The organism is Actinoplanes missouriensis 431 (genome assembly GCF_000284295.1).
GTDB lineage: Bacteria > Actinomycetota > Actinomycetes > Mycobacteriales > Micromonosporaceae > Actinoplanes > Actinoplanes missouriensis.
The window spans coordinates 7,352,097-7,368,541 of record NC_017093.1; the positions used below are offsets into that span (position 1 = coordinate 7,352,097).

Here is a 16,445-nt window from a genome sequence, read left to right on the forward strand (position 1 = left end):
GCCGCCGTTACCCAGAATCAGCGGAAGCCGAAACGGCGGCGCTTCTTCCGGCCGAACGTGTTCTGCAGAGTGTCGGCGCCCTGGCGGAGCAGACGGGTGCCCCGGCTCGCGCCGCGACGCCGCTCGATGGTGTCGCTGAGCTTGCGGGCGCCGGCCGCGCCGAGGGGGACAAGAATGGCGGTCAGGATCATTTTGCGGGCAAAGTTCCAGATCATGCCGGTGTAATACCCAGCATTGATGATCAGTTCACGGTGTCGCGCATGCGTTGTTCGGCGGCGGCGCTGCGGATCACCATGAGGCGCAGCTCCAGCTCGTCGGCGACGATCGCCGCGAGGTGCTCCAGCGCCTTGAGCTGGCGCTGGCCGGCGTCCCGGGGCCGGCTGTCGATGACGTTGACGGTGCCGAGGCGGTAACCGTCGTGGGTGCGGATCGGCGCGGCGGCGTAGAAGCGCAGGCCCAGCTCGCCCCGGACCAGCGGATGATCGAGCGTGCGTGGGTCCACAGCCGCGTTGTTGATCACGTAGACGTCATCCTGGGCGATCACCGACGCGCACAGGCCGGGCTCCTTGCCGACCTCGCGGACACCGGGCAGGCCCTGGCACGCGGCCAGCCAGACCCGGTCCTGCTCGACCAGCGAGACCGTCGCGATCGGCGTCTCGAAGATGGCGCCGGCCACGAAGGCGATCCGGTCGTAGGCGTCCTCGACCGGCTGGTCGACCATGCGGTACCGGCGTACCGCCGCGAGACGGGCCTCCTCGCTGTCCCGAGGCCCGACGTTGTCCAGATATTCGTAGGCGTTAGACGACGCTGTCATGGACGTCAGCCTATGTCCTCAGCACGCTGAACGTCGCACAGGAAGTCAGTCGGGCCGGATTGCCTCAGAACCGGGCGAACGACCGGATCGGCATCCGCGGGCCGAATTTCGGCGCGCCGATCCCACCGAGCGCGAAAAGGTCACAGACCCGGCCCCGGTGACCGCGGAAGGGCTCCAGCAACTCCAGCATCCGCTCGTCGGTGCCGCGGGCCTCACCGGCGAGCGCCCAGGCCACCGTGTTCGGGATGTGGAAGTCGCCGACGCTCACCGCGTCCGGGTCGCCGAACGCGTACCGCACCACTTCGGCGGCGGTCCACGGGCCGATGCCGGGCAGCGCGGTCATCCGGCGGGTCGCCTCGGCCGCGCCGGTGCACTCGTCGAGCCGGGCCGCGACCGTCGCGGCCCGCAGCAGGGTCTGCGTGCGCCGCTGCTCCACGCCGAACGGGTGGAAAGTCCAGTAGGGCGTCGCCGCTATCGCGGCGGGATCGGGTGGGAGCACGAGATCGACCGGGCCGGGCGCCGGCTCACCGAGATGCCGGCAGATCGCACGGTACGCCCGATGCGCCTCCTTGCCGGTGACCTTCTGCTCCAGGATCGCGCGCAGCAGCCTCGGGAAGATCTGACCGGTGGCCGGCAGGCGCACTCCGGCGAACGTCCTGGCCAGGCGGTGGACCAGCGGGTTCGAGGCGGCCAGCTCGGTGAAGCCGGTGAGATCGTCGCGCAGCCCGGCGATCGCGTCGGCCCGGTCGACGATCCAGGCGGCGCCCGGGCCGTGACCCGTCGCGACCAGCTCGCCGGCGGTGCACGTCAGATGCAGGGTGGCCGGCCCCTCCGGGGTCCGCGAGGCGATCCAGAGCTCGCCGTCCCGCAGGACGCCGCACGGATCGTGTTTCGGCACCAGCAGCGGCCGCACCGAGACACCGAAGTGGTAACGCTCGGGCGGCGTCATCCGGCGGGTCACGGTCACCGAGCCACTATGCCACTCCGAACGTGTATCCGGGCAGGCCGATGGCCCTGACCTTGCTCCGGGGTCAGGGCCATCGGGCGGTGAACCGGACACCCGAGAAAGGTCCGGTCACCCGGTGCGGAGTGCCGCCCGGTGGTGGCCGGGCGACCGTCGCGTTTCCGTCCGGCAGGGGAAAGGACGGCCGGCTGCGCCGAAGGGGGGTCCCGGACGCGAGGTCCGGTTCGGCGACGCCGTGCGGCGGTGTACTCCGCGTCTGGTGGTCGTACGGTCAGCCGCGCACGCGGATCCGCACCGAGTCGAAGGCGGGGGTCTGGTTGGCGCGCTCCATCATCGGCGTGCGGTGCGAGCCGTCACCGGCCCACGAGGAGCACTGGAACGTGCCCGCCTCGGGCAGACCCGGCACCTGGATGGAGACCGTGTCCGGGGTGGCGCCGCCACGGCTGTCCTCGGTCGCGACGAAGAACGCCGGGACCGGGTCCGGGGCCGGAGCCTGGTTCTGGCTCTGCAGGATCCGGCACGCGGTGTGGAAGTGACCGCGGACCAGTCCGCCCTGCAGAACGCTGCTCTCCACGTAGTAACCGCCCTGGCCGGCCGCGAGGAAGCGGTCCCGGATCAGGTTGCGGGTGCTGACCTGGAGGGTGAACGGGGTGTTCACGTTGACCTGGCGGGGCGCCCGGGTGATCAGCAGCGTCGGGTTGTTGGCGGCCGCGCCGACCTCACCGAACTCGGTGGAGACGCACCGGTTGCCCTTCTGGAAGCCGTCGTGCGCCTCCAGGTCGCTGGTCTCGCAGCTGTTGGTCAGGATGCCGAGACCGGCGCCGGGCGGCGGGGTGGTCTGGCCCTGGGTCGGCTGCGGGTCGGGCTGCTGGGTCTCCTCCTCGGCCGGCGGCTGGGTCTCCTCAGCCGGCGGAGCCGTGGTCTCCTCCTCGGCCGGCGGCTGGGACTCCTCACCGGCGGGCGGGGCGCTGGTCTCCTCACCGGCGGGCTGGCTGGCCTCCTCCGACGGCTCGGCGCTGGGGTTGCCCCCGTTGTTGTTGCCGCCGTTGTTACCGCCGTTGTTGTTCCCGCCGCCGTTGTTACCGCCGTTGTTGTTCCCGCCGCCGTTGCCGCGGCGGCGAGCCTGCGTGGTCGCCTCGGCGGCGCCCTCCTCGTCGGCGACGTTGTTCATCACCCACGTGCGGCACCGGGCCCGGACCTGGGCAGCGGTGGCCACGTCGCCGGCGCCGTCGTCGGCGTGCTGCGTGACCCGGCCGTTGTTCGTGGTGTACGTGCCCCGCCGGGTCTCCGTGGAGAGGTCGACCTTGTTCGGGGCGGCCAGGTCGTCACAGGCGGCGAGGGCCCTCTTCGTGGTGCGGTCGGTGCTGGCGTTCGAGACCTGGGTGACGGTCACGATGCCGCCGAACGCGACAAGCGTGGCCGCGACGGCGATGATGCGGCGCCGACCGCTGAACCACGTCGGGGAACTGGCGCGCCGGTACTTGGACCTTCGCATGGGGTGACACCTTTCTTGGTCGCCGTGGGCGATTCGAGACCTAGCGCGCCCGGAAGATGCGCATGGTCGTGATAACCCCGACCACCAGTGCGGCGGCGAGGACGAGCAGGATGACGGTGTTGCTGAGGCCCGGGATGCTTCCGCCCTCGGTGGCCGCGACGAGCATCTGGTTGTCGACCGGGACCGGACCCTGGCCCGCGGCGGCGGCCGGGGCGGGCGCGGTGGGCAGCGCCGCGTAGTCGACGATGCCGCTGCTCTCCAGCAGGGTCATGTGCGTCATCACGAACTGGTTGGTCTGCTGGGCGAGCTTGCGGACCGAGTCGTTGCGCGTGGTGGCGCGGATCGTGGCGATGGCCGGGAAGATCTTCCCGTGGGCCGCCCGGAGCCGGTCGATGAAGATCTGGTCGAACTGGGCCGGCGTGGGCGCCGTGCGCATCTCGTTCAGCCAGGCCTGCTGGTCGCCGTTCGGCTCGTTCGGCAGGCTGATGCCGAGCTTCTTGGCGACCGCGCGGTCCAGGTTGTCGAGCGCCACGTGCTGCTTGGCGATCTCCCGGCCGATGTTGGCGACCTTCGTGTTCTCCGACTTCTCCTGAGCCATGTTGCCGGCCGGGACCTCCCAGAGCCCGGCGAGCCGGACCTTGATGACGAAGTCACGGTCGGCGGCGGTCACCACGCCGGCGCCCCGGTCGGTCAGGCCGGTGTTCGGGGGGATCGGGACGTCGTCGGCGTGCGCCACCCCGGCCGGCGCGAGCAGGAACGCCAGCGTCAGTGCCAGGGTGCCGACCAACCACCGGGGGATACGACGGGCCTTCATCTCTCTCTCCCAACCTCGGTCGAAGGCGATCAGTAGCTGTAGTCGCTGCCGGCGTCCGCGGACTCCTCGCCGCCCGCGTCCGCGTCGGCCTCGTCGTCCGCCGGCGGCGCGACCGGCTTGGAGATCTTGGGGAGGCAGGTCAGGTTCTTGGTGCCTTTCGGGGTGATGACGAACCAGGTGCCGCTGACGTTCTGGCCCTTCCACTGACCCGGCTTCTTGTCGCCGATGTAGCGGTAGAGCGGCCAGCCCTTCAGGGTCAGCTGCTTGGTACCGTCCGCGCGGGTCACCGTGCCGACCAGCTTCTCGTCGACGCCGTCCAGGGCGGGCTTGCCGTCGTTGGTGACCACCGGCGGCCAGATCTCGGCGCAGTCGCCGTTGCAGTTCGACTTGGCCGGGTCGTCCGAGTCCTTGTCGAACCGGTACAGCACGAAGCCGTCCTCGTCCTGCACGGTCTCGCCCATCTTCGCCACCTTGGTGGCGGTGAGCTGCGTCGTGGCGACCTCTTCGCTGATCTCCGGGGTGTTCGCCTCGGCGTCGCCGGGAGCGGCCTCGGCGGTGGACTCGGGGTCCGCCTCCGCGGTCGACTCCGGGTCGGCCTCGGCGGTCGCGCCCGGGGACGCGGCGACCTCGTTGGAGGCCGGCTCAGCCGCGTTGCCGTAGTCGGCAGCCGCGTTGCCGTATCCGGCCGGGGCGCAGCCGGGCAGTGCGACCACCGCCGCGAGCGCTGCACCGACAACCATCAACTTCCGCTTCTCCGGTACCACTGACCCTCCAGCTGATTAATGGCGCTGCCATTTCCGGGCTGTAGTACGGAGTGGGTGCGGGGACGGTTGAACATTCGGCTCGATCAAATTGGAGAAATTTCCGTTGAACCATCCGGACGCCGCATACGTAAACACATGACCGTTCCGCGAAAAATGGCCCGGCCGCATCAGCGGCCGGGCCATAACGCGATCAGACGGTCACGGAACGCGAACGAGGGTCTCCCCCGGGCCGTTCGCCGTGATCTCCTGCACCTGCAGGTGGGCGATGTCGTCACGGGCGGTGCCGGTGACGGCCTGCAGCAGCAGCGGCGACGGGTTCTCCGCGGTGCCCCAGCCCTTCTCGCCGATGTCCCAGCTGGCGAGCAGCTCAGCCGTCCCGTCGGTGCGGACCGCGTAGAGACCGCACTTCTTCGGGCCGGTGATGTTGGAGACCGCGAAGGAGACCTGGGTGCCCCAGTCCTTCTTCTCCAGGCCGACCGCCATCGCGACACCGGTCCGGGCGTCGGTGCCGCTGAACGGCTCGCCGGGCAGCGGGGTGCCGCCCAGGCCGACGCCGTCCGAGTTCGGCAGCGGGTCGAGCTGGCTGCTCGAGCTCTGCGCGCCGGTCTCCGGGGCGGTGGCGTCGTCGCCGAGCCACGCGCCGCCGGCGAAGAGGGCGCCGATCGAGAGCATCGCGAAGATCACGACGGCGGCGGCCAGCGAGTAGAGCCGGCGGCTGTTCGCCTTGCGCCGCTCGGTCCGCACCTCGCGGAGCATGCTGTTGAGCAGCTGGCCGTCGCGCTCGGACTGCTCGGCGGCGACCAGCGCCTCCGCGTCGACGGTCGCCAGCACGTCCGCCACCTGGACGAAGGACTCCAGCTCGTACGCACACTGCGGGCAGTCGATCAGGTGGTCCTCGAACTGGGCAGCGCCCCGGTCGTCGAGGATGCCGAGCGCGTACGACGCGACGTCGTAGTGCTGGTCCTGCGTCATGCCGTCGTAGTGCTGATCCGGTGTCATTCCGTCACCCCCCGCTGCTGGAGAGCCGACCGCAGAGCCCGGAGAGCGTAGTAGACCCGTGACTTGGCCGTCCCGAGCGGGAGGTTCAGCGCCTCCGCCGCCTCGGGGACGGTCCGTCCGCGGAAGTACGTCTCGATCAGAATCTCCCGGTGCGAGTGGCTCAGCTGCCGGAGCGCGTCCGACACCGTCATCGACTGCAGGACCTTGTCGGTCTCGTCGGACGTGGTCGGGAAGCTCTCCAGCTCTCGATCGTACGTCTCGGCGGGACGGGCGTTGGCGCTGCGGTGCTCGTCGATGGCGATCCGCCGGGCGACCGTGACCAGCCAGGGACGCAGGGACTGCTGGCCCTGCGCGCCGAGCCGGTGCGCGTTGCGCCAGGCCCGCAGCAGGGTCTCCTGCACGATGTCCTCGGCGCGCTGCCGGTCACCGCCGGTCAGCCGCAGCACGAACATCAGCAGCGGGCCCGCGTGCTCCTCGTAGAGCATCTTGACCAGCGTGTCCTCGTGGCTGGGACTGCCGCTCGGAGTGGCTCCGTGCCGCGGCGCCTGCCGCGGGATCACCGTGCCCTCGTCGCGGGAGTGGCTGCCACCGTCGAGAGCCTGCCACCTACCACCGGAGTGTTGCCGTGCCATCACACGCACCCTCTCCGGCGCGAGCCGATCCTCGGCCACCGCATGCATCGATACCTCCGCCCGGACCTTTCCCCGTCGCCTGATGTACGGCTGGGGGGCCCTGCCGGGATCAAAGCCGGCGCGAGATTTTCCGGGGCACTCGGTCTCAACGGTCCTCCGCTGCGATCGTGATCGTGAAGGCGCACCGGTCGGAGATCACCCTCCGTATTGATCTACGACGATTCGGACGCCAGGTAAGGCGGAATGATACTCAGTGACAACCGAACGTAGACATGGTCCTGAGAATAATTCTCTCGGACGCGGGAGAGCGCGATCTCGTAGCGTGAACCTACGATTTCGTAGCGTTGACAGGATCGCGTAACAAGTGGTGAAAGGCGGGGTCCGAGAACCGTTCGGGTGACCCGTTAATGCCACTCGGCCCTATCCTGTGACCACCCTGCCGGGAGCGCTCCCATTCCCCGATGGCGCTGCTGGAGCGCTTCTCCGCTCCTATTCGGATCATCCTCCCGGACGCCCCCGATGGTCAACTTCGCGCGTTCTGGAAAGGCGACCGTGCACGAGCACACACGCGGTCCCACGTACCGAGATTGAAGATCAAGAAGTGAGACGGGTCCGGGCGGTCTCCCGGGCCAGCGCGCGGTGCAGCACCCGGGCGTCACCGAGCATCCCGCGCAGCCGCCGCTCCAGCCCGGCGATCGGCACCAGGTTCTGCGGCGCCCGCGGATCCTTGTAGGCCGACGACGCGAGCCGTGGCAGTGTCGCGCCGGACAGGTCGGCCAGCTCGATCGCCTGGTCCGGGCTGAGCTCCGGTGAGCACTCCACCCGCACCACGCCCGACCACGGCGCGCCGGACGAACCGGGCAGCCGCAGGTACCACGTCCAGCCACCGAAGACCGACAGGATCTGGAAGACCGGCGTGCGCTGTCCCGGCCGCAGCCGGGGCACGACCGCCTGTTGCGCCGCCGGCAGATATTGCTTCTGCTGGGTCTTCACGTAGCCGATGGTGCGCGGCAGCTGACGCCTGTTGCGCAGCGGACCGTCCACGATCAGCAGGTCGGCGCCGTCCGTGCCGCCGTCCCGGGCCGCCGCCGAGATCTCGATCTCCAGAGCGGTCAGCGGCGGCTGCACGGCGGCCGGCAGCTTGCTCGCCTCCCCCGTGCCGCTGACCCGGTGCACCTCGTAACGCACCGAGCCGGCGACCAGGTCGCTCACCGACGGGCTCGCGGTGAAGAGGCCGCGCGCCACCCGCGCGCCGGCCAGCTCGGCGACGCCCCGGCCCAGGTCGCAGCGGACCACGCCGGCCGCGTAGGAGGCGGCGAGACCGGCGTACGAGGTGCCGTCCTCCTCGGCCGTCCACAACCCGGCGTCGTTGCGGCGCACGCCGTCGACCAGGAACACCACGTCCGGGGCGCGGACCGACGAGGGGACGTCGATCGGCGCCCACTCGGCGGCGGGCACCTCCACGTCCACGTCGACCTGCTGGGAGCTGGAGGACGACGGGCCGTCGCCGCCGCCCTCGCCCTCGAACGACGAGCCGTAGGAGGGATCCCACGCGTCCACGAACACCCTGGTCACATGCCCACCCTTTCGACGTGCGCGGTCCGCGCGTCCTTGTGCACCTCGAACCGGACCGGCACCCGCTCGGCGAGCGCCTGCACGTGGGTGACCAGGCCGACCATCCGGTCGCCGCGGGCCGCCAGGTTCTCCAGGGTCGCGGCGACCACGTCCAGGGTGGCCGCGTCCAGGGTGCCGAAGCCCTCGTCCAGCACGATCGACTCCAGGCTCGCCGCGGTCGTGCTCATCCCGGCCAGTTGCTCGGAGAGGGCGAGCGCGAGCGCCAGCGACGCCTGGAACGTCTCACCGCCGGAGAGGGTGCGCACGCCGCGCTTGAGCCCCGCGTCGTGGTGGTCCACCACGAAGAACTCGCCCTTGTCGTGGATCAGCTCGTACTGCCCGTTGGTGAGCTCGCGCAGAATGCCGGAGGCGCCGTCGACCAGCAGGTCCAGGGCCTCCTCGAGGAGCCAGCGCTCGAAGTTGTTCGCCCGCAGGTGCCCGGCCAGCGATTTCGCGACCCGGCCCTGCTGCTGCAGGCGGTTGCGCAGCTCGGCGGCGTCGCCGGCCTGCTGGCGCCGCTCGGTCAGACGCTGCCAGGCCGCCTCGGCCCGCTCGGCGGCGACCGCGGCGGCCCGGATCAGCCCGGCCTCGGCGTCCACCGAGGACACCGTGAGGTCCGCCTCGGTGAACAGGTCGACGATCGCCCCGTGTGCACGGACCGTCGCGGCGTGCGCGGCGGTGACCGCCGCGTCCGCCTCGGCCCGCCCGGTCAGCCGGGTCTCGTGCTCACCGCGGGCCCAGCCGACCAGGGCCTGCCACGCGGCGGCGAGGTCGTCCCGGTCGGCCGGCGGCGGCACGAACCGGGCCAGTCCGTCGCGGGCCGCGTCGAACGTGCGCCACGCCGTCCGCTGCTGTTCCTCGGCGGCCCGGACACCGGCTTGCGCCCTGCGCTGCGCCTCCCGGGCCGCGCGCACGGCGGCCGCCGCCTCCTCGAGCCGGCCCTGCAGCCGGCTGAGATCGGCCAGCCGGGACCGCACCGCCTCCACGTCCGGCAGACCGGACACCGCGGCGCGCACCTCGGCGAGACGGGACAGGTGGTGCTCGTACTGGCCGCGCTTGCGCTCCAGGTCGCTCTCCAGGTTGCGGGCCACCGCGTCGCGCTCCCGCCAGCGCGCCGCCGCCGACTCGGCGGCCGCTTTCGCCGCGGCGCCGGCCGCCTCGGCCAGCCGGACCGCCGACTCCTTCGGCACCTCCGGGACGACCGTGACGGTCTGCTCGCAGACCGGGCACTCGTGACCGGCCACCAGGTGACCGCGCAGGGCCGCCGCCCGGTCGCGCTGCTGGGCGTCCCGGTAGTCCTGGCGGGCCTGCTCGAGCAGCTGCTGCGCGCCGGTGTGCTCGGCCTGGGCCAGCTCGGCGGCGGCGTGTGCGTCCCGGTACTCCACCTCGGCGACCGACACCTTGCCGGCGAACCAGTCCTCCTGCTCGGCCAGTCGCTGCAGCTCGGTGTGCCGGTCCAGGGTCAGCCGCAGCGTCCCGGCGTCGCCCGCCGCCGCCAGCTCGCCGCGGATCTTCTCCTCGGCCTCCTCGGCCGCGTGCACCTCCCGCGCCGCCTGCTCCGCGGCGGCACGGGCCGCGGTGGTCGCCCCGGTCGCCTCGGCAAGCCCATCGGGGGTACGCACGGACTTCAGCGCCGCCAGCTCCGCGTCGATCGTGTCCCGCGCCGCCACCGCGGATTTCTCCGCCTCGCGGGCGGCCCGCAGCCCCGGCACGGCGAGCTCCACCGCCCGGGTCAGCTCCCGCATCCGCTCCAGCCGCTCGGCAGCCGCGCCGACCGCCTCGTCGGTGGCATCCGCCAGCGCCTCGAGCTGCTGCTCAACCACGGACAGCTTGGCCTCCGCGGCCTTACCCCGCTCGGAGGCCTTGACCTGCACGTTCTCGTAGACGTGCAGACCCAGCAGGTTCACCAGGATCTGCTGACGGGTGGCCGGCTTGGCGTGCAGGAAGTCGGCGAACTGCCCCTGCGGGAGCACCACGCAACTGGTGAACTGCTCGTACGGCAACCCCACCGCGTCGAGCACCGCGGCGTCCATCTCGGCCGGGGTGCCGGCCAGGGCCTCGCCCAGGTCCTCCAGGTCCATGCCGGTGTCGAGCTTGGTGACGTCGAAGCCGGCCGGCATCAGCTGCAGCCCGGCGCCGGCCGTCTTCACGTTGCCCCGGCCGTCGCGGCGCACCACGCGGGTCGCCACGAACCGGTCGCCGGCCGACTCGAAGCAGAGCCGCACCCGGGCCTCGGTGGCCGACGGGGCGAGCGCGTTGCCGATCCCCCGGGTGCCACCCCAGCGCGGCACCGTGCCGTAGAGGGCGAAACAGATCGCGTCGAGCACCGTCGACTTGCCGGAGCCGGTCGGGCCGACCAGGGCGAAGTAGTCGGCGTCGGTGAAGTCCACGGTGGTCGGGTCGCGGAACACCGTGAATCCGGCCATGTCGAGCCTCAGTGGCCTCATTGGTTGCTGCTCACCTCGTCGTACAGCTCGTCGAAGAGCTCGCGGACACCCTCTTCGGCGTTGCCGCGACTGTCCAGGTAGTCGCCGAACAGCTCGCGCGGGGAACGGCCGGCCCGTTCCGCCGACCGCTGTCGCGACGTGTCGGGCAGCATGTCCGGATCGATGCGCACCTCCAGCGCGTTCGGCAGGAGCTCCTGCACGTCCTCGCGCAGCCCCGGCCTGGGCGTCTCCCGGACCAGGACACGCAGCCACGCGTCCGGCAGGTTCACCGTGCCGAGCTGCTCCAGCGTCCCGCGCACGGTCCGCAGGGTGAGCGCCGAGGTCACCGGCACGTCGCGGACCCGGGCGGCCTGGTCGGCGGAGACGTCGACGATCGCGACCGAGGAGACGTTCTCCTCCTCGCCGAAGTCGACGGCGAGCGGGCTGCCGCTGTACCGCGTCGGGCACGGCGAGATGATCTGCTGGGCGCGGTGCAGGTGCCCCAGGGCCACGTAGTGCGCGTTCGGCGGGAACACCGTGGCCGGCACCGCGTACCCCATGATGGTGTGCGCCTCCCGCTCGCCGCCGCCGGTGCTCGCGCCGACGATCGTCAGGTGCGAGGTGAGCAGGTTGACCACACCGCGCCCGTCCGGGCCGGGCTCGGCGAACGACGCGCTCAGCTTGGCGATCAGCCGGGCGACCAGGTCCGCGTAGGTCTGGTTGGCCTCGGCGGCGGTCAGGTCGTACATCTCCGCGGCCCGGATCGCCAGGCGCTGGGAGAGGAACGGCAGGGCCACCAGCCGCCAGCGCTCGCCGCCCTCGGTGATCCCCTCGATCAGCAGGTCGCCGACGTCCTCCGCGCGGGGGAACGAGCCTCGCAGCTCGATGCCGGCGGCGTCCGCCCACGGCCGCAGCGCGTCGAGCGCCGCGCCGTTGTCGTGGTTGCCGCCGATCGCCACCACCCGCGCCCCGGTCTTGCGCAGCGCGGACAGCGCCCGCGTCACCAGACGGGTGGCGTCGGCCGTCGGTGCCGCGGTGTCGTAGAGGTCACCGGCGACGATCACCAGGTCGGGGCGCTCCGCCCGGGCGATCTCGACGACCTGGGCGAGGACCCGGATGTGCTCCTCGTGCCGGTTCCGGCCCTTCAGGACCTTGCCGACATGCCAGTCGGAGGTGTGCAGGATGCGCATCGCGAAACCTTAGAACGCTCAGAAGGGGATGTCGTCGTCGGAACGGCCGCCGCCGCCGACCACGGCGAACGGGTCGGCACCTTGGACTATCGAGCGCAGCGTCTCGGCCGGCGGCGGGCCGGACTCCGACTTGCGGGTCGCCCAGGCCGGGAACGGGAACTCGACGCAGAGCGGCACCGGGATGTCCGGCTGGTTCACGAACATCGTGCCGGGCCGGGCCAGCAGCGCGCGCTGGCGCATCGCGGGCGGGAGGAAGCCGTACTCCGGCCGGGACGCCTCGGCGGGATCGAGCCGGCCGACCACCCGGATCGCCGAGTTCGTCACGATCCGGCGCTCCACCTCGCTCGCCGTCTGCTGGGCGCCGATCAGGATCACCCCGAGCGAGCGGCCGCGCTCGGCGATGTCGAGCAGCACCTCCTTGATCGGCGAGCTGCCCTCGCGCGGCGCGTACTTGTTCAGCTCGTCGAGGACCACGAAGAGCAGCGGCCGGCCGGTGCCGGACTTCTCCTTCTCCTCGAACTCGGTCTTCAGCGTCACACCGACCACGAAACGCTGCGCCCGGTCCGGCAGGTTGTGCAGGTCGACGACTGTCACCTGGGCGCTCGCCGCGGTCTTGATCTGGTGCGGGCGGCGGCTCGCCAGGTCGCCGCGGATCAGCCGGGACAGGTCACGCTTGCTGCCGATCAGCCGGCGGGCGAACGCGTTGACAGTACCCATGTTGACCGCACTGCCGGCCCAGGTGGACCGGGTCTCGTCGTCGGTGAGCTGCTCGACGACGTGGTCCACCAGATCCTGGTACGACCCGATGCGCTTGCCGTCGATGCTGACGCCGCCCTCGGCGGGCACCGCGTACCGGTTCAGGTGGGCGGTCACCGAGTGGACCACCATCGTGTACTGCTGGCGCTCGTCGTCGGCGTCGGCGAACACGTACGGCAGCAGCTTGTTCTCGCAGAACTCGGCGAGCGTCCAGTAGAACGAGTCGACCCCGGTGAGCCGGCTGCTCACATCGGGCGCGCCGGACGAGTCGCCGGGGCGGGGCGGGGCGTAGACCCGGACGTCCGGGAAGGGTGCGGCGGGGAGGCCGAGCAGCGCGTACGCCTCGCGGGTCTTGTCGTCGAGCTTGGTGTTCGGGTGGTCGAGGAAGAGCAGGTCCTCGCCCTTCACGTTGAAGATCAGGGCACGCGCGTTGGCGCCGTCCGCCCCGAGCTGACCGGACCGGAACACCGAGTAGAGCAGGAACGTCGCGAAACTGGTCTTGGTCGCGACACCGGAGATGCCGGAGATAGACACGTGCGCGCCGCGGGTGCCGTCGAGGAAGTCCGCGTTCAGGAAGACGGGCACGCCGTCACGGCCGGTGCCCATCGGGACCCGCCGCTCCATCCGGTCGAAGTGCAGCGCCGCGTCCCGGGCCTCGCCGCTGGCCCGGTGCACGATCGCGCCGGGCGCGGGCGGCACGTAGAGCTCCGGGTCGACCCGGGTGGTGGTGATCTCGGCGGCCTCCTGGACCATGGCCGGCAGCGTGCCGTCGGCGATGGCGAAGACGTCCGAGTCGAACTGGGCCCCCTCGTGCCGGGCCCGGACCTGGGTCACCACGCCGGCGATCGTCACCGGTTCGCGGTCCGGCAGGTCACGCTGGGTCACCACGACGTCGTCGAGTTGCAGGTAGGAGCCGGGGGCCACGGCCGTCCAGAACTGCAACGGGGTGGCATCGGCTGTACCGAGCACTCGTCCGACTGGGTCCACCTCCGGGTTTGCATTCAGTTTTCCGCCGCGGAGGAGCTCAGCTTCGTCAGACACGGGGATCATGGTGCCTCAGGTGTACGACAAAATGCCCGTCGCGTTCGCTCTCCACAACTTCTGGTGTCCATCCACAGAGTTATGCACAAGATCTTGATCAGATCGCGGAGGCGCGCCCCGGGACCGAACCGATTGACCCGGATCGGTCGATGGGGGCCGGCCGGCTTCCCGGGTCAGGCGCTCAGGGCGTACCCCATCGGGCTTTTCGGACGTAACGCAGGAAAAGCATGTCCTCGCGCGTGAGCACGTGCCGCAACCGCATCCGGCGCCCCGGCCCGTCCGGGCCGTGGGCGATCCGGCCCGCGCCGCCACCCACCAGGAGCGGCGCGACGGTGAGGCAGAGCTCGTCGACGAGGTCGGCGGCGATCAGCGAGCCGAGCAGGCCGGGACCGCCCTCGCAGAGCAGCTGACCGGCGCCGCGCTCGTGGAGGAGGCGGACCATCGCCGCCAGATCGACCCGGTCGTCACCGAGAGCCACCACCTCGGCCACCTCGGTGAGCCGGTCCGCGGCCCGGGCCCGGCTGTGGGTGATCACTATCGGGCGGATCGGCGCGTCCGAGAAGATCAGCTGGTCCGGGTCGAGGTCGAGACTGCCGGAAACGATCACCATGAGCGGGAACTCGGGCAGGCCCGCGGCCGTCCGCCAGGCGCGTGCCGCGGGGGTGAGCCGCAACGCGTCGTAGTTCTCCGCGCGAACCGTGCCGGCCGCGACGATCAGCGCGTCACAGACCATCCGCAGCGTGTCGAAGACCTCCTTGTCGCCCGGGCCCTGCAGCCCGGCGGAAACTCCTTCGACGGTGACCGCACCGTCCGCGCTCGCGATGAAGTTGACCCTGAGGGCCGGGTCCGGCTCGCGCGGGTAGAGCTCGGTCAGCGGGGCGGGCCAGGCGTGCATATCGGTCACGCCGGCCGACACTATCGCAGCTTGACAGGCGGGACACGGCGGTGCAACGGGTCGGAAACGCCCGGTCGGCACGCTGGTCCCAGGACGGCGGCACCGGCCGTCCGCGACGGGAGGAGTTTCATGTTGCTGCGGGTACGAGTCACCCTGCCGGACCGTCCCGGCGCCCTCGGACAGGTCGCCCGCACCCTCGGCGTCGCCGGCGCGGACATCGTCCAGGTCGTGGTGCTGGAACGACTCGGCGGCCGGGCCGTCGACGACTTCACCGTCGTGTGGCCGGGCGCGGCGCGCGTCGAACGACTCCTCGCCGGCCTGGCCGCCATCCCCGGCGTGCAGGTCGACGGCGTGTGGCAGGCGATCGGGGCGCCGGTCAACGGCGGGCACGACGCGGAGCTGCTCGCGCAGGTCGCCGCGAACCCGGCGGACGGCCTGGCCACCCTGGTCGACGCGGTGCCCGGGCTGCTCGCCGCGGACTGGGCCGCCGCCGCGATCGTCCCGGCCGACTGGGCGTCACGCAACGGCGCCGGCGGCGCGGCCGGCGAGCCGCAGGTGGTGTACGCGAGCTGGCGCGCCCCCTCCCCGCTGCGCCTGCCCGAGGTGACCCCGCTGCGGGCCCGCCCGTTCGCCGAGCCGGGTGGCGCGCGGTACGCGGTCGCCCCGTTCGGCCGCGGCGGACTCGTCCTGCTCGTGGCCCGCAGCGACGAGGGCGACCTGCCGGCCGCCGCCTTCCACGTGACCGAGGTGGACCGGGTCGCCCAGCTGGTCCGCGCCGCCGCCGTCATCCTCGGCGACCGGCTGGACACGGCGACCACGCCCGCGCATCTAGACGTGGTGTGACGACCGTGACTCGCTGTGATCGTTCTAACCCGGAAATCGCGTTTGAGGCAACACTCGGGTAACAACGCCGGGGCACCCTTGAGTACGGACATCGAGTGACCGACGCGCCGAGAGGAGTGCCCCGCATGGCGTTGTGGCGGATCCGAGCCACGGTCGACGACCGGCCCGGCTACCTTTCCGTGCTGACCGCGAGCCTGGCTCTGCGATCAGTCAACATCCTCGCCGTCCAGGTGCACACCACCGAGGAGGGCGCCGTCGACGACTTCCTCGTCGACGCGCCGGACTCGCTCACCGAGGCGGACATCATGGCCGCCGTGCTCAAGGGGCGCGGCCGCGACGCGTTCGTCACCCGGGCCGAGGCGCAGGGGCTGGCCGACCAGCCGACCCGGGCGCTGGCGCTGGCCGGCCGTCTGGTGCACGAGCCGGACACGCTCGGCGAGACGCTGGTGGCGCTGCTCGACGCGACCGAGGTGCGGTGGCGGCCGAGCGGTGGCTCGCACGGCGAGCAGCCCGGCTTCCACGGCGGGCGGATGACGCTTGCCGACCCGGCCGGCGGGACGTACGAGGTGCTCCGCGCCCTGCCCGCCTTCACCCCCGCCGAGTACGCCCGGGCGCAGACACTGGTCGAGATCGCCGGCGCGGTGGTGCGGCAGCGGCACGAGCACGTCACGCTGCTGCTGGCCGACGGCGCCGAGCTGGTGGTGCGCCCGGCCACCACGGACGACCTGGCCGCCGTCCGGGAGCTGCACGAGAACTGCTCGCCGGCCACGCTGCACGACAGGTACCTGAGCGGCGCGACCCCGCGCGACTCCCGGCTGCGCCAGCTGCTCGAACCGGCCGGCGGCGTGACGCTCGTCGCGACCACCCCGGCCGGCGCCGTGATCGCGATGGCGAACCTGGTGACCGAGGGCGACCTCGGCGAGGTGGCGCTGCTCGTCGAGGACGGCTGGCAGCGGCGCGGGCTCGGCACGGCCCTGCTGCGCCGGCTGCACGCCCACGCCGAGCGCTCCGGAACCGCGGCGATCGTCGCGCACACCGGCGCGGAGAACGTGGCGATGCTGAGCACCCTGCGGCGGATCGGGGCGGGCTCGATCGAGCGCGACGGCTCGCTGGTCAGCGTGACGTTGCCGGCCGCCGGAAGAAAAGCTCCTGCCACCTCAGGGTGACGGGTGAGAGGGGTGGCGGCACTCTGTTCGGG

15 protein-coding genes are annotated in these 16,445 nt (G+C 71.9%); 2 read left to right on the forward strand and 13 right to left on the reverse strand.

What is annotated here, in order from left to right; all coding sequences use genetic code 11:
* Nucleotides 1-17: 17 nt before the first annotated feature.
* The 13 genes from AMIS_RS33430 to AMIS_RS33490 form a co-directional block, all read right to left on the reverse strand.
* Entirely contained in the window at nucleotides 18-215 is a 198-nt protein-coding gene (locus AMIS_RS33430; protein ID WP_014446888.1) for a hypothetical protein, read from the reverse strand.
* A gap of 26 nt (nucleotides 216-241) precedes the next feature.
* Nucleotides 242-814 (reverse strand): GAF domain-containing protein, encoded by a 573-nt coding sequence (locus tag AMIS_RS33435; protein ID WP_014446889.1) that lies wholly within the window; start codon nucleotides 812-814, stop codon nucleotides 242-244.
* A 64-nt stretch (nucleotides 815-878) separates the two neighbouring features.
* Nucleotides 879-1,763 carry a DNA-3-methyladenine glycosylase family protein gene (locus tag AMIS_RS33440; RefSeq protein ID WP_041831541.1) on the reverse strand — a complete coding sequence of 295 codons (885 nt, stop codon included), beginning with the start codon at nucleotides 1,761-1,763 and terminating at the stop codon, nucleotides 879-881.
* 286 nt (nucleotides 1,764-2,049) lie between these two features.
* On the reverse strand, nucleotides 2,050-3,273 hold the full coding sequence (locus AMIS_RS33445; protein ID WP_014446891.1) for a hypothetical protein: 1,224 nt from the start codon (nucleotides 3,271-3,273) through the stop codon (nucleotides 2,050-2,052).
* A gap of 40 nt (nucleotides 3,274-3,313) precedes the next feature.
* Nucleotides 3,314-4,087: a DUF4142 domain-containing protein gene (locus AMIS_RS33450; protein ID WP_014446892.1), complete on the reverse strand. Its 774-nt coding sequence runs from the start codon at nucleotides 4,085-4,087 to the stop codon at nucleotides 3,314-3,316.
* A 29-nt stretch (nucleotides 4,088-4,116) separates the two neighbouring features.
* On the reverse strand, nucleotides 4,117-4,827 hold the full coding sequence (locus AMIS_RS33455) for a hypothetical protein (protein WP_014446893.1): 711 nt from the start codon (nucleotides 4,825-4,827) through the stop codon (nucleotides 4,117-4,119).
* 222 nt (nucleotides 4,828-5,049) lie between these two features.
* The gene (locus tag AMIS_RS33460; RefSeq protein WP_014446894.1) at nucleotides 5,050-5,850 is read right to left on the reverse strand and encodes an anti-sigma factor; all 801 of its coding nucleotides are present in this window, start codon (nucleotides 5,848-5,850) and stop codon (nucleotides 5,050-5,052) included.
* Nucleotides 5,847-6,530 (reverse strand): sigma-70 family RNA polymerase sigma factor, encoded by a 684-nt coding sequence (locus AMIS_RS33465; RefSeq protein ID WP_014446895.1) that lies wholly within the window; start codon nucleotides 6,528-6,530, stop codon nucleotides 5,847-5,849. The genes AMIS_RS33460 and AMIS_RS33465 overlap by 4 nt, the downstream gene beginning before the upstream one ends.
* Before the next feature lie 546 nt (nucleotides 6,531-7,076).
* Complete coding sequence (locus AMIS_RS33470; protein WP_014446896.1) at nucleotides 7,077-8,057, reverse strand: hypothetical protein; 981 nt, start codon at nucleotides 8,055-8,057, stop codon at nucleotides 7,077-7,079.
* Nucleotides 8,054-10,543 carry an AAA family ATPase gene (locus tag AMIS_RS33475; RefSeq protein ID WP_014446897.1) on the reverse strand — a complete coding sequence of 830 codons (2,490 nt, stop codon included), beginning with the start codon at nucleotides 10,541-10,543 and terminating at the stop codon, nucleotides 8,054-8,056. The genes AMIS_RS33470 and AMIS_RS33475 overlap by 4 nt, the downstream gene beginning before the upstream one ends.
* Entirely contained in the window at nucleotides 10,540-11,712 is a 1,173-nt protein-coding gene (locus AMIS_RS33480; protein ID WP_014446898.1) for an exonuclease SbcCD subunit D, read from the reverse strand. Before AMIS_RS33480 ends, AMIS_RS33475 begins: the two co-directional genes overlap by 4 nt.
* A gap of 18 nt (nucleotides 11,713-11,730) precedes the next feature.
* Nucleotides 11,731-13,518 (reverse strand): ATP-binding protein, encoded by a 1,788-nt coding sequence (locus tag AMIS_RS33485; protein ID WP_014446899.1) that lies wholly within the window; start codon nucleotides 13,516-13,518, stop codon nucleotides 11,731-11,733.
* 172 nt (nucleotides 13,519-13,690) lie between these two features.
* A complete protein-coding gene (locus AMIS_RS33490; protein WP_083888751.1) occupies nucleotides 13,691-14,404 on the reverse strand; it encodes a pyrimidine reductase family protein in 714 nt (237 codons plus the stop codon).
* 129 nt (nucleotides 14,405-14,533) lie between these two features.
* Here AMIS_RS33490 and AMIS_RS33495 point away from each other — a divergent pair, with 129 nt between their 5' ends.
* Nucleotides 14,534-15,247, forward strand: a complete 714-nt coding sequence (locus AMIS_RS33495; protein ID WP_014446901.1) for an ACT domain-containing protein — start codon at nucleotides 14,534-14,536, stop codon at nucleotides 15,245-15,247.
* A gap of 125 nt (nucleotides 15,248-15,372) precedes the next feature.
* Nucleotides 15,373-16,413 (forward strand): GNAT family N-acetyltransferase, encoded by a 1,041-nt coding sequence (locus AMIS_RS33500; RefSeq protein ID WP_041830226.1) that lies wholly within the window; start codon nucleotides 15,373-15,375, stop codon nucleotides 16,411-16,413.
* The last annotated feature ends 32 nt before the right edge of the window (nucleotides 16,414-16,445 follow it).

Bases quoted from the DNA above. Each gene is read 5' to 3' on its own strand.
- AMIS_RS33430 (WP_014446888.1), bottom strand. From the start codon at position 215: ATGATCTGGAACTTTGCCCGCAAAATGATCCTGACCGCCATTCTTGTC.
- AMIS_RS33435 (WP_014446889.1), bottom strand. From the start codon at position 814: ATGACAGCGTCGTCTAACGCCTACGAATATCTGGACAACGTCGGGCCT.
- AMIS_RS33440 (WP_041831541.1), bottom strand. From the start codon at position 1,763: ATGACGCCGCCCGAGCGTTACCACTTCGGTGTCTCGGTGCGGCCGCTG.
- AMIS_RS33445 (WP_014446891.1), bottom strand. From the start codon at position 3,273: ATGCGAAGGTCCAAGTACCGGCGCGCCAGTTCCCCGACGTGGTTCAGC.
- AMIS_RS33450 (WP_014446892.1), bottom strand. From the start codon at position 4,087: ATGAAGGCCCGTCGTATCCCCCGGTGGTTGGTCGGCACCCTGGCACTG.
- AMIS_RS33455 (WP_014446893.1), bottom strand. From the start codon at position 4,827: ATGGTTGTCGGTGCAGCGCTCGCGGCGGTGGTCGCACTGCCCGGCTGC.
- AMIS_RS33460 (WP_014446894.1), bottom strand. From the start codon at position 5,850: ATGACACCGGATCAGCACTACGACGGCATGACGCAGGACCAGCACTAC.
- AMIS_RS33465 (WP_014446895.1), bottom strand. From the start codon at position 6,530: ATGCATGCGGTGGCCGAGGATCGGCTCGCGCCGGAGAGGGTGCGTGTG.
- AMIS_RS33475 (WP_014446897.1), bottom strand. From the start codon at position 10,543: ATGAGGCCACTGAGGCTCGACATGGCCGGATTCACGGTGTTCCGCGAC.
- AMIS_RS33480 (WP_014446898.1), bottom strand. From the start codon at position 11,712: ATGCGCATCCTGCACACCTCCGACTGGCATGTCGGCAAGGTCCTGAAG.
- AMIS_RS33485 (WP_014446899.1), bottom strand. From the start codon at position 13,518: ATGATCCCCGTGTCTGACGAAGCTGAGCTCCTCCGCGGCGGAAAACTG.
- AMIS_RS33490 (WP_083888751.1), bottom strand. From the start codon at position 14,404: ATGCACGCCTGGCCCGCCCCGCTGACCGAGCTCTACCCGCGCGAGCCG.
- AMIS_RS33495 (WP_014446901.1), top strand. From the start codon at position 14,534: ATGTTGCTGCGGGTACGAGTCACCCTGCCGGACCGTCCCGGCGCCCTC.
- AMIS_RS33500 (WP_041830226.1), top strand. From the start codon at position 15,373: ATGGCGTTGTGGCGGATCCGAGCCACGGTCGACGACCGGCCCGGCTAC.